The 12,250-nt window shown below is 72.5% G+C and carries 10 protein-coding genes; 6 read left to right on the forward strand and 4 right to left on the reverse strand.

The window, feature by feature from the left end:
* Positions 1-32 precede the first annotated feature (32 nt).
* Together ACFQ6X_RS05870 and ACFQ6X_RS05875 are read left to right on the forward strand one after the other, a co-directional pair.
* Positions 33-1,610 (forward strand): DUF6519 domain-containing protein, encoded by a 1,578-nt coding sequence (locus ACFQ6X_RS05870; protein WP_383176492.1) that lies wholly within the window; start codon positions 33-35, stop codon positions 1,608-1,610.
* Positions 1,611-1,642: 32 nt separating this feature from the next.
* Positions 1,643-2,527, forward strand: a complete 885-nt coding sequence (locus ACFQ6X_RS05875) for a peptidoglycan-binding protein (protein ID WP_383176495.1) — start codon at positions 1,643-1,645, stop codon at positions 2,525-2,527.
* Positions 2,528-2,570: 43 nt separating this feature from the next.
* Here the strand turns inward: ACFQ6X_RS05875 and ACFQ6X_RS05880 are convergent, their stop codons facing one another.
* Positions 2,571-5,015: a GTPase-associated protein 1-related protein gene (locus ACFQ6X_RS05880; protein ID WP_383176498.1), complete on the reverse strand. Its 2,445-nt coding sequence runs from the start codon at positions 5,013-5,015 to the stop codon at positions 2,571-2,573.
* A 263-nt stretch (positions 5,016-5,278) separates the two neighbouring features.
* Between ACFQ6X_RS05880 and ACFQ6X_RS05885 the strand changes: the two genes are divergently transcribed.
* Positions 5,279-6,124 carry an alpha/beta fold hydrolase gene (locus ACFQ6X_RS05885; RefSeq protein WP_383176501.1) on the forward strand — a complete coding sequence of 282 codons (846 nt, stop codon included), beginning with the start codon at positions 5,279-5,281 and terminating at the stop codon, positions 6,122-6,124.
* A 47-nt stretch (positions 6,125-6,171) separates the two neighbouring features.
* On the opposite strand, the gene ACFQ6X_RS05890 is transcribed toward ACFQ6X_RS05885, so the two are convergent.
* Positions 6,172-6,930: a DeoR/GlpR family DNA-binding transcription regulator gene (locus ACFQ6X_RS05890; protein ID WP_383176504.1), complete on the reverse strand. Its 759-nt coding sequence runs from the start codon at positions 6,928-6,930 to the stop codon at positions 6,172-6,174.
* Between the two features lie 73 nt (positions 6,931-7,003).
* Here ACFQ6X_RS05890 and ACFQ6X_RS05895 point away from each other — a divergent pair, with 73 nt between their 5' ends.
* Together ACFQ6X_RS05895 and ACFQ6X_RS05900 are read left to right on the forward strand one after the other, a co-directional pair.
* Entirely contained in the window at positions 7,004-8,203 is a 1,200-nt protein-coding gene (locus tag ACFQ6X_RS05895) for an MFS transporter (RefSeq protein ID WP_383176507.1), read from the forward strand.
* A 51-nt stretch (positions 8,204-8,254) separates the two neighbouring features.
* Positions 8,255-9,127, forward strand: coding sequence for a hypothetical protein (locus ACFQ6X_RS05900; protein WP_383176510.1), 873 nt, complete (start codon positions 8,255-8,257; stop codon positions 9,125-9,127).
* A 38-nt stretch (positions 9,128-9,165) separates the two neighbouring features.
* On the opposite strand, the gene ACFQ6X_RS05905 is transcribed toward ACFQ6X_RS05900, so the two are convergent.
* Positions 9,166-10,758 (reverse strand): MFS transporter, encoded by a 1,593-nt coding sequence (locus tag ACFQ6X_RS05905; RefSeq protein ID WP_383176513.1) that lies wholly within the window; start codon positions 10,756-10,758, stop codon positions 9,166-9,168.
* A gap of 149 nt (positions 10,759-10,907) precedes the next feature.
* A complete protein-coding gene (locus tag ACFQ6X_RS05910) occupies positions 10,908-11,381 on the reverse strand; it encodes a MarR family winged helix-turn-helix transcriptional regulator (RefSeq protein WP_383176516.1) in 474 nt (157 codons plus the stop codon).
* 171 nt (positions 11,382-11,552) lie between these two features.
* Here ACFQ6X_RS05910 and ACFQ6X_RS05915 point away from each other — a divergent pair, with 171 nt between their 5' ends.
* Complete coding sequence (locus tag ACFQ6X_RS05915) at positions 11,553-12,008, forward strand: MarR family winged helix-turn-helix transcriptional regulator (RefSeq protein ID WP_383176519.1); 456 nt, start codon at positions 11,553-11,555, stop codon at positions 12,006-12,008.
* Positions 12,009-12,250: the final 242 nt, after the last annotated feature.

Consider the following 12,250-nt stretch of genomic DNA (forward strand, 5'->3'; position numbering starts at 1 on the left):
AACCGACGGACTTCCAAGGGGGACCCCTTCCCATGCACGCAGATCTCTCCCGCGACACCTTCCGGCCCGACCGGCACTACGCGGCCGTCCTCGTCCAGCAGGGCCGGGTCCAGCTGGACGCGGACGCCAACGAACAGGCGGCGATCCAGCTCCACCGGGCCAGGACCACCGCCGCCGACCTGATCGGGCGGCACGGCGGCCCGCGCGGCGCGACCGGGTTCGAGGTGGGGTTCCTGGGCGGCAGCCGGGAGCTGGACGACCTCTCCATCGGCGCCGGCCGCTACTACGTCGACGGGATCCTGCTGGACGCCGGCCGCCCCGAGCCGGGCGTCCCCGCCGGGGAGGACACCGCCGAGGACGGTGACAGCCCGGCTGCGGTCCCGGCGACCTGGACCTACTGGGACCAGCCCGACGGCCACCGGGACCCGGAGCGCCCCGGCGACCGGCTGCCCACCCAGTTCCCGTACCTCGCCTACGTCAAGGTGTGGGAGCGCGCGGTGACGGCGGCCGAGGATCCGCTGCTGCGCGAGGTGGCGCTCGGGTCGGCGATGCCCGACACGGCGGCCCGGCTCCGCACCGTCTGGCAGGTGCTGCCGCTGCCCGGCGCGCAACTGGAACTGGAGGACGGGGCGACCAAGGACCTGATCCGCCCGGCGTTCGAGCGGTGGGCGGCGGCGCAGGCGCCGACCGCACGCATGGCGGCGCGCAGCGAGCGCCCCGAACACGCGGACGAGGACCCCTGCCCGGTCGGGCCGGACGCCCGGTACCGGGGCCCGGAGAACCAGCTGTACCGCGTGGAGATCCACGAGGGCGGCCCGGCGAAGGACGCGACCTTCAAGTGGTCGCGGGAGAACGGCTCGGTGACCTTCCCGGTCGACGAACTCGACGGAACCTGGGCGGAGCTGGCAACCCTCGGCAGTGACGACAAGCTCGGTCTGAGCGTCGGCGACCAGGTGGAGTTCGTGGACACCGCCTACACCAGCAGGGGCGAGCCGCTGCCGCTGCTGCGCATCGAGGAGGTCGACCTGCCGGGGCGGCGGGTCCGGCTCTCGGGCGAGCCGGATCCTTCGGTCGGACGGCGACCCGAACTCCACCCGTACCTGAGGCGCTGGGACCACCGTTCCGGCTCCCGGCACGGGGGCGGCGCGGGCCGGGGGAAGCAGGCCGCCGCGCAGCTGCGGGGCGGTGCGGTCCGGATCGAGGAAGGCGCGTGGCTGCACCTGGAGGACGGTGTGCTCGTGTACTTCGAGCCGGGCAGGACCTACCGCTCCGGTGACTTCTGGACCGTCGCGGCCCGTACGGCGACGGGCAGCGTCGAGTGGCCGACGGACGCGGCGCGCCGCCCCCTGCTGCAGTCCCCGAAGGGGATCGAGGTCCACTACGCGCCGCTGGCATGGGTGCTGTCGGAGGGCTCCGTCGCGGATCTGCGCATGACGTTCGCACCGCTCGCCGCCGTCATTCCCGCAGCGAGCGAGGAGGAACTGGCCGCCGAGGCCGAAGCCGAGGCGGAGGCCGTGGCCGCGGAGGCCAAGGCGGCGAAGACGGCCGGAGCGGCCGGTTCGGGCGGACGCACGGCGGGGCAGGACGACGAGGGACAGCCCGAGAACTGACGCATCACCTGGGTAGATGAAGGAGCACCACGATGGCAACGCCTCTGTCCGCCGACAAACTGCTCAAGGCCCTCCGGGACGAAGGTCTGCATGTCGTCGAGCACCGGAGCTGGCGCACGCACAACCGCAACCACAAGGGCTCGTGGGGGCCCGTCCACGGTGTGATGATCCATCACACCGTCACCTCGGGCACCCAGAGCTCCGTCGACCTCTGCTACAACGGCCATTCGAGCCTGCCGGGCCCGCTGTGCCACGGGGTGATCGCCAAGGACGGCTCGGTCCACCTGGTCGGCCACGGCCGCGCCAACCACGCCGGACTCGGCGACGACGACGTCCTGCGCGCGGTGATCAACGAAACGGCGCTGCCCGCCGACAACGAGGCCAACACCGACGGCAACCGCTCCTTCTACGGCTTCGAGTGCGTCAACCTCGGCGACGGCAAGGACCCGTGGCCGGCCGCCCAGCTGGAGGCGATCGAGAAGGCGGCCGCCGCGATCTGCCGGGCGCACGGCTGGAACTACCGCTCGGTGATCGGCCATAAGGAGTGGCAGCCGGGGAAGATCGACCCGCGCGGATTCACGATGGACTCGATGCGCGGCCGGATCAGGACACGCCTCGGCGGCAAGCCGGACGGCCCCTCCAAGCCGCCGGCGACGCAACCCCCGGCGAAGTACGAGCCGTTCCCCGGAGCGACGTACTTCCGGGCCGGCCGGCGCAGCGCCGTCATCACGGCGATGGGGAAGAGACTGGTGGCCGAGGGCTGCGGAAAGTACGAGGTCGGCCCGGGCCCCGACTGGTCCGAGGCGGACCGCAAGTCGTACGCCGCATGGCAGCGCAAACTGGGCTACTCGGGGAGCGGCGCGGACGGCATCCCGGGCAAGGCCAGCTGGGACAAGCTCAAGGTGCCCAACGTCTGAGCCGCGGGTGGTCCGGTACCGCCCGGTGCCTGACCACCCGGGATCACCCCCGGCGTACCCGCCCCACGATCCGCTTGCCCAGCCGCCCGATCGAGCGGGACGGCCGGCGGTTCCAGGCACGGAAGGCGTCGAGCGTGCGGCTGTTGACCTCGCGCTCGACGGCCCCTTCCACCGCCGCGACCCCGTCGGGGGACAGGGCGCGCACCGCCGGACGCAGCACCTCGTCCAGCAGGGCGGTGCGGGTCCCGGTCCAGGCGTCGCCGGCGTGCGGGTGGGCGGTCCACACGGTGAAACAGTCCGCCACGTACGCGGGTTCGGCCCGGAGCCGGGCCAGGACCTCGTCGCGGCGGGCGGCCCTGCCGTAGGCCGCGATCAGGTCCTCGTCCCCGCTGTGCACGAACGCGTACAGTTCCGCCTCCGGCCGGTCCGGGGCGAGCAACCGCTGGGCCAGGGCGCCGTAGGCGTGCTCCAGCACCAGGGGCTCCACCGGTTCGGCGAGGGCGCGCAGCGACCCGGCCCGCTCCGCCCAGCCGGGCTCGGCCGCACCCGAGCGGACGTCCCGGGCGAAATCCAGCAGCAGCAGCGAGGCACGCACCCGGGCGCCGATGTCGTGCGGGAAGCTGCGCAGCAGGTCGTGGGCGAGTTCCGGGGCGGCCTCGTCGTCGAAGGGCGCCGCGAGTGCCGCGGCGACGAGATGCCTCCAGGTGCCGGCCGTCCGGTGCGCGTCCGACGTGGTCTCGCCCAGCAGCGAACGGGCCTCGCCCGCCGTCGGGGTGTCCTCGCCCCAGACCAGGCCCACGGCGGTCCGCAGCACCAGCGGCTCGGCGAACGGGGACATGCCTGCCGCCCGCAGCACCGTGTGCAGGACCATCACCCGGTCGGCGCCGCGGGCCTTGGCTCCCGGAGCCTCGGCGCACATCCGCAGATGCGGCAGCGCCTGCGTCCCGGTGAACGGGAGGGCGACCCGGACCAACAGCCGCTCCGTGCCCGCGGGGTCGTCCGGCGCCAGCCGGTCCAGCTCGCCCAGCAGCGCCGTACGCACGTCGAACTGCTCGTCCAGCAGGTCGAGCAGCGCGGGACAGGCGCCGGCCTCCGGGTCGTCGAGCAGCGCACGCGCCAGCCCGCGTACGACACCGGGCAGCAGCTCCGCACAGTCCACGCCGAGCAGCCGCACGATCCGCAGCACCTGCACGGTCCGCGCGACACCCCGGGGGACTCCGGCGGCGAGCTCGGCCAGGAGGTCCTCGCCGAGCTCCGCGACCAGCGCGGCGACGGCACGCTCCCCGGCCGGCTCGGCGAACGCCGAACGCGGGGGCGGCTCGAGGGCGACATCGGTGCCCCGTACCGCCTCCGTCACCAGCAGCGCGGCCAGGGGCGCCGTGACTTCGGCAGGGGAGCGGCCGTCGAGCGCCGTGAGGAGCCGGAGCGCGGAGGCGCATTCGGCGGCCGTGCGGTCGTCGGCGGGCGCGGTCAGCGCGTCGGTCAGCTGCCGGGTCTGCTTCTCGTCGAGGGCGTAGGGCCGGTCGGCGGCCCAATCAGCCGCAGCGGCACGCTCGTTGGACCCCAGCGCGATACCGGCTCCGAGCGCTGTCACGGCGAGCGGCCCGGCGGCGAAGGGCTCGCCCGGCAGCTCCGCCGCGTCCCGGAAGAGCTCGGGGGCCCGGCTGCGCCAGATACGGGCAGCGGTTCCCGCCCAGGCGTCGTCGACGGGTATCGCAGGGCGCGGACCGGTGCTTGCGTGCACCCGGAAGCGGGGGTTGCCCGCGTCGGGGGTGTCCTGCGGCAGCACACCGATGACCTGGTGCGACGCGCGTCCCGGATGCCGGGTGTACGTGGTGAACGTCAGCCGTTCGGCATGCTCCCGGGGCAGTACGGCGGCGGCCAGCGCGACCCACCGGGCCACGTCCGCGCTGTGCCGCTCCACGAGGACGACGCGCGGCGCGGACGGATCCTCGCTCACCCGGCGCAGGTCCGCGAGCACGGCCGCGAGCCAGGGGCTCCGGGACACGGCGAAGTCGCCCAGCCCCTCGCGGGAGAGGCCGCCGGAGGCGGACGGGGAGGTGGAGCGCGCGGTCAGCGGATCGGGCAGCGCGCGGTCCGGTGTCGCGGCCAGCCAGCCCGAGGCCCCCCAAGCGGCGACGGGGAGCGCACCGCCCGGCAGTGGCGTACCGGCCGGCAGGTGGACGCCGTGCGCGTGGAACGCTCCGGCGCCGACGGCCACGGTGCGGCCGAGCAGATGACTGCCGTCGGACAGTGCGCTGAAGCTGAACGCGACGGGCAGCGCGCGCAGTTCGGCGTCCGTGAGGCGCCCGGACGCCCCGGACGTCCCGGAGGCGCCGGGAGTGCCTGCCGGAGGCTCGTACCCGAGGAGCTGCCCGGCCTCCGCGCGTACCGGTCCGGGTATCGCGGGATCGACGGCGGTGAACCGGCCGCCGGGCTCCCCGTCCCCGGCCGCGGCGGAGGTGTAGTGCAGCTGCGCGAGGCTCATGTGAGTCGGTCCTTTTTCCGTGCCACGTCCGTCCGGGCCCACCGCGGTCACAACTCCGTGAAGGGAGCGGTCCGTAGTCGCGTGGGCGACGCTATCAAGGCCCGGGCCATGAGCTCTCGTTGTCGAGGTACGAGGGCGGCCGACGGGCGCCGTACGGCGCCGGACGTACCGGAGTCCGGGGCATCCGCGGCACTTTCGACATGGCCGGAACCCGCAGCCCGCTCCACCCCGCCCGGGCGGTGACGGCGGTTTAGGTTGGTCGCATGACCGATGTGCTGCTTTCCGCAGGAGTGGTGGAGTACGAGGACACGGGTGGCGACGGACCCGTGGTGGTCCTGCTGCACGGGGTCGCGATGAACGGCACGCTCTGGCGGCACGTCGTCGGCGAGCTGCGCGACGACTTCCGGTGCATCGTGCCCACGCTGCCCCTGGGGGCCCACCGCCGGCCCATGCGCCCGGACGCCGATCTGACGGTCCCCGGGGTCGCGCGGCTGGTGGCGGAGTTCCTGGACGCACTGGACCTCACCGACGTCACGCTGGTGATGAACGACTGGGGCGGGGCGCAGGCCCTCGTCGCGGACGGGCGGGACCAGCGGATCGGCAAGCTCGTCATCACGTCCTGCGAGGCCTTCGACAACTTCCCGCCCGGCCTGCCCGGCCGCAATCTGTACGCCGCGGCGAAGATGCCCGGCGGCATCGAGCTCGCCTTCGCGCTCCTCAAGCTGAAGCCGATGCGCAGACTGCCCATGACATGGGGGTGGATGAGCAAGCGGCCCGTCCCGAACGAGGTGCTGGACGCGTGGTTCCAGCCCCTGTGGACCTCCACCGAGATCCGACGGGACCTCAGGGCGTACGTTCTCGGGGTACCGCCCAAGGACGAACTCCTGCGATGGGCGGAAGGGCTGCGCGCGTTCGACCGTCCCGCACTCGTCGTCTGGGCGACGGAGGACAAGGTCATGCCGCTCGACCACGGACGCAGGCTCGCCGAGCTGCTGCCACAGGGCGAGCTCGTGGAGATCGCCGACAGCTACACCCTGATCCCGGAGGACCAGCCGCAGCAGCTGAGCGCGGCGATCAGAGCGTTCCTGCTCAAGACCGCAGGGGCCTGAGCCCGCATCCGGGGGCCAGGTGGCCCCGCGGAACCGGGGCTGCCGTGTCACACCCTCCGGACGTCCACGCCCACCGCTCTCAGCGCCTCGACCTCGTCATCGGGAGCCGCCGCGTCGGTCACCACCGTGTGCAGGGCGGCGGCGGGGGTGACCAGGGCCAGGGCCGTACGGGAGAGCTTCGGGGCATCGGCAACGGCGATGACGCGGCGGGCCGACGCGATCGCCGCGCGCTTGACCGCCGTGTCCTCGAGGTCGTAGGCGGTCAGCCCGTCGGCAGCGGTCAGACCGCAGCAGCCGATGACCGCGGTGTCGAAGCGGAGCGAGGCGAGGGACGCCTCGGTCAGCGGGCCGGTCAGCGCGAGCTCGCCGGGGCGGGGGCGGCCTCCGGGCAACAGCAACGTCAGCCGCTCCGCCCCGGTCAGGGCGTTGGCCGCGTGCAGGGACAGCGGCATGACGGTCAGTCGGCGGTGGGCGAGGGCGTGGGCCACTTCCAGACACGTGGTGCCGCTGTCGATGACGACCGACTCGCCGTCCGCGATCAGTGAGGCGACCTCCGCCGCGATGCGCCGCTTCGTCTCCAGGCCCTCCTGCGCCCGCAGGGCGAACGGCGGCTCCTCGCCCCGCAGCACCAGGCTTCTGGCCCCGCCCCGGTATCGCTCCAGGACGCCCTGGCCGGCCAGGGTCTCCAGATCGCGGCGGATGGTCATCTCCGAGGCGCCCGTGAGCTCGGCCAGTTCCGCCACGGTCTGCCGGCCCGCACCGAGTACCGCGTGCGTGATCTGCTTCAGTCGGTCTGCGCTCGCCATGGACAAAGTGAACACCAAAGATGTGCGTAAAACAAACTTACGAACAGAAAATCTGTTTGTTAGGTTTGCGCGCATGGAAAGACTTCTGCGGGTCGGCCGACTGGCCACCTTCGTGTACTTCACCCTCTGCGGCTTCATCCTCGGGATGTGGATCGTCCACATCCCCACCATCGAGCACCGGGTGGGTATCAGCCATGCCGTCCTCGGCTGGCTCCTCCTGCTGCTCGGCGGTGGAGCGTTCGCGGGGATGCAGCTGATCGGTCCGCTCAGCGACCGCTTCGGCGCCCGCAAGGTCGTCCCGGTCAGCGCCGTACTGTCCTGCGCCGCTCTCGTCCTGCCCGGCCTCGCCACCGATGCCTGGACCCTGGGTGCCTCGCTCTTCGTGCTCGGCTGCGTCACGGGCTGCCTGGATGTGGCCATGAACGCCCATGCGGTGCAGGTCGAGCGGGGTTACGGACGACCCGTGATGTCCGCCTTCCACGCCATGTTCTCCATCGGCGGGGTCTTCGCGGCACTGGTCGGCGCCTTCACCCTCGGCCGGAACTGGAGTCCGGCGGTCACGCTCGGCGCCATGGCCGTACTCAGCCTCGCCGTCACCCTGGCCGCGATGCCGGCGCTGCTGCCCCCGGACGCCGCCCCGGCGGAGGCGGACGACGCCCCGAAGTCAGCCAAGGGCCCCGTGCCCCGCCGGATCTGGATCATGGCGGCACTCGCCCTCATGCTCATGCTCTCCGAAGGGGTGGCCGGAGACTGGAGTGCCCTGCACCTCAAGGACGTCCTGGACGCCTCCCCGTCCACCGCGGCCTTCGCCTACGGCGCCTTCGCCACCGCGATGACCATCGGCCGCCTGCTCGCCGACCGGGTCTCCGCACGCTTCGGCCCCGTCGCCATCCTCCGTTACGGATCCGGCCTTGCGGCCGCAGGACTCGTCCTGGCCGCGCTCTCGCCCACGATCCCCCCGGCCCTGATCGGCTGGACGCTCTTCGGCATCGGCCTGTCCGGCACCATCCCCCAGCTCTTCAGCGCCGCGGGCCACATCGACCCGGCCGCCGCGGGGACGAACGTCTCGCGCGTTGCGGGCCTCGGCTACATCGGCATCCTGGCGGGTCCCGCGGTGATCGGGCCGATGACCCACTTCATGCCGCTGAACCTCACCTTCTTCCTGCCGGTGGCCTTCTGCGTCATCGCCTGCCTCACGGCCCCGATCCTCATGACCGACGCCGCGAAGCCGGCCGAGGCCGTGAGCAAGGAGCCGGCGCCCCAGGAGGCCTGAGCACTCCCGCCGCCCCTGCCTGCGTAAATCGTGATCAAGGGATCGTTGACCATGGCACGGGGTGTTGGGGACGCTGCTGGTTCGAACCAGTGGGGCGGGAACATGGAACGGCAGCAGTACATACAGCGGTGCTCGGAGCTGTACGCGGTGGGCGGCTACGCAGGGGTCAGGGAGACGGCGGAGGCCGGGCTCGCCGAGCTCGGGCCCGATCCGGTCCTCTTCCGCTGGCTCGGGCAGGCGCACGCCGCCGAGGACGAGGACGACCACGACACCGAGGCCGAGGGCGCGTACCGCAAGGGGCTCGCGCTCGCGGCGGACGACCTGGGGCTCCTCGTGTCCTACCTGGAGCTGTGCCTGCGGTCCGATTCCTTCACCTACCCGGGCCGCGCGGCCCGCGCCGCGGCCATGAAGGTGCGGCTCGATGAGCTGGCCCCGCCCGGGTCGGCGGAACGCGCGCGCGTCGACGAGGTGACGGGGTGGGCCGGCCGCGGCTACTGGGACGACATCGGAGAGGCCGCCGCGGAGGGGCGTGCACGGCGCGAAGGGGCCGCCGAACGGAGCGCCCTGGTCACCGACGCGTTGCGGCGGGCGGCGCGCGGTGAGTCCGCCGACGAGCCCGCAGAGGACCTCGCCGCCGCAGAACTGGCGGCGGCGGTCGAGCTCCTGCAAGGCCCCCGCAACGCCCCTCTGCGCCTGCTCCTCGCCCATCGGGCCCCGGCGCACGTGCTGATCCTCGCACTCTGCCTCGGCGTCAACTACGGCCTGGTGCTGAGCGGAATCCTGCAGTACAGCCTGTGGGGCTGGCTGCTCTGGACCCCGGTCCTGGCCGCGGAAGCCAAGCTCCGCCAGGCCAGGAAGCTGGGACGTGAGCGCGTCATCGCCCGCATGCGGGAGCGACATGCGCGGGTGGACTCCGCCGCCTGACACCGGAGGTACGGGGGCGGGACCGGCCGGACAGGTCCTCAGTCCTCCACGGCCTCCGCTCCGGTGCGACGGCGCATGCCGAACCCGGCCAGCAGCGCACCGGCGGCACACAGGGCCGCGGTGACGACCACGGCGGTGTGCACACCGTTCATGAACGCGTTTCCGCTGCCCTCGATCACGGCGGCCCGCAGCTGCGCAGGCATGTCGGCCGAGACGGGCGGGACACCCATGGACACCGCGTCCTTGGCCTCGTCGAAGCTTGTCGCCGCCCCGGCCGGGACGCCGGCGGAAGTCAGCTCGCCGGTCAGGGTGGAACCCACCCTCCCGCTGATCAGGGAGACCAGCACGGAGGTGCCGAACGCACCGCCGATCTGCAGCGCGGTGGCCTGCAGTCCACCCGCCACGCCGCCGTCCTTCCTCGGCGCGTTGCCGACGATGGCGTCGGAGGAGGCGGACATCACGATGCCGACGCCCAGGCCGATGGCGAGGAACGGAGGCCACAGGGCGGCGTACGGGGAAGAGGTGTCCCAGGACAGCATCCACAGGGCTGCCGCGGCCTGGAGTGCCATGCCGACCGGCATGGTGACCCGCGGGCCGAAGCGCTGGGTCAGGGCGGCGCCGAGCGGTGCCGCCACCACGGTGGCCAGGCTGAACGGCAGGGTGCGGACACCGGATTCGACCGGGGAGAAGCCGCGCACGTTCTGCAGGTACAGCATCACGAAGAAGATGACACCGAGCATCACGAAGAAGTTGATCGCGGTGACGATCGTGCCGATGGCCAGGGAACGGTTGCGGAAGAGGCGCATCGGCAGCAGCGGGTGCTCGCGCCGGCTCTCGTACCGGCAGAAGAAGGCCAGCAGGACCAGGCCCGCGGCCAGGGACCCCAGCGTTCCGCCGGAGGCCCAGCCCCAGGTCTCCCCCTTGACCACGCCGAAGATCAGGGCGACGAGGCCGACGGCGAGCAGGAGCACGCCGGGTACGTCGAAGCGGTGGTTCCCCGTGGAGTCCTTGCTCCTGGGGAGGACGAACAGGCCGAAGGCCAGGGCGAAGACGCCGATGGGGGCGTTGATGTAGAAGACCGACTCCCAGTTGACGTGCTCGATGAGCAGACCGCCGACGATCGGGCCGAGCGCGGTGGAGCAGGACGCCACCATGGCCCACAGGCCCACGGCCATGCCGAACTTCCGGGGCGGGAAGACCGCGCGCAGGAGGCCGAGGGTGTTGGGGATCAGCAGGGCGGCGAAGAGGCCCTGGACGGCGCGGAAGGTGATGACGCCCTCGATCGAACCGGAGAGGGCGATCGCGACCGAGGCGAGCGTGAAGCCGAGGGTGCCCACGAGGTAGACCGTGTGCCGCCCGAAGCGGTCGCCGAGTTTGCCGCCCAGGATCAGCAGGGCGGCCATGGCGATCAGATAGGCGTTGGTGACCCACTGCAGGTCGGCGGTGGACGCGCCGAGGTCCCGGCCTATCTCGGGGTTGGCGATCGCGACGACGGAGCTGTCGAGGTTGACCATGAAGAGGCCGATGGCGACGGCGACCAGCGTCAGCCAGGGGTTGGCGCGCCGGCCCTTCGGGGCGTCCGGGGGAGCGGCCGCGGGCAGGGGGGACCTGTCCACTGTCGTGGAGGACATGGAAATGCCTTGTCTGTGTACGTACTTCGGAAAAAGAAGGAAACGGAGGTGGCGAAGGAGAGGCGTCGCGCGGGCAGGCGTGAGCGCGCGGCCGCGGCGACGAAAGCGCCCCGCGGTGGCGAAAGTCCGGCGCGGTCAGGGACCGCGTGTCAGCCGGCGGAGGCGCGGAGCCGCAGGTTCAGTGACGTCAGCGCGCCCAGAGCCGCGCCGAGAGCGTCGAGCTCGCCCTCGGTGAGGGTGTGGAGGGCGTGCGCCACGAGGCCCTCCTTGAGCAGCCGCGCCTCCGCGAGCCGCTCCCGGGCGGTGGCGGTGGGATACAGATGGGCGACCCGCTTGTCGGCCGTGTCCTGCTGGCGCTCCAGGAGTCCCAGCTCGGTGAGCCGGGAGACGAGGGCGCTGACGTTGTTCGGCTTCATCAGCAGTGCTTGTGCCGCCTCGCGGACGGTGACGCCCTCATGTTCCTCGACGAGGAACAGCAGCGCGAGCTGGCCCTCCGGAAGCCGTGGGTGCGGGAACTCGCGGCCGACATGCCGCTCGAGGCTCCGCTGCAGCGCGGGCAGGACCGTCACGAGCGCGGAGGCCACGCGGTCGACGTCCTGGGAGAGCGCGCTGGAGTCGGGCATGCCCGCAGCATAGGTACCCAAAGATACCTACGTCAACATACCTAAATGTTCTGCCCGCCCGCCGTCGTGGACCCGGGCAGCGGCCGGCGGCTGACGCGGGGCTCTTCGCCGTGGTGGTATATCTGCAGTTGAGAGCCCCGGCGCACGGTGAAGACAGCCGAGAGAAGGACCATGGACAAGCCCACGCACTTGATCGAGTTCGAGACCATGCTGCTCGGGCGGCACCTCCAGCTGAGCGCGCCCCGGCTGAGGCGGAACAGCCAGAACCTGGACCGCAGCGCGTACACCCTGCTCAGCCGCATCCGGATGGAGGGCCCGATGTCCATCGGACAGCTCAGCGACGCCTTCGGGCTGGACGCCTCCACCCTGAACCGGCAGACCGCCGCCATGCTGCGGGCCGGGCTCGTCGAGCGCATCCCGGACCCCGACGGGGGGATCGCCCGCAAGTTCCGCATCACCGAGGAGGGCGCGCAGGGCCTCGACGCCGAACGGTCCGCGAACATCCGCGGCCTGGAGAAGGTCATGGCCGAGTGGGATCCGGAGGAGGTCGCCGCCTTCGCCACGTATCTCAAGCGGTTCAACACCGACATCGAGCACCTCGACGGGCGGCCCTGGCCCCGCCCCTGATCCGGCGGGGGCCAAGTGCGTTGACCGGCCGGTCTGTTGCGCCGAGTCCCCACCGGCCCACAGTGGAACAGTTGGCCGGATTCCTGTGGCCGTCGAAACGGCGCTCCTATGATCGAAGCCCCCGTCCGGGAGATGGGGGTCAGGGGCTCGTGGCGCACCCGGGCAACGGGGCCGAGGGGCGTACCGAGGAGGAGACTTCCGAGCTGGTGACCGAGGGGCAGGCCGACATGCCGGTACGGCTC

The organism is Streptomyces sp. NPDC056452 (genome assembly GCF_042796085.1).
Taxonomy (GTDB): domain Bacteria; phylum Actinomycetota; class Actinomycetes; order Streptomycetales; family Streptomycetaceae; genus Streptomyces.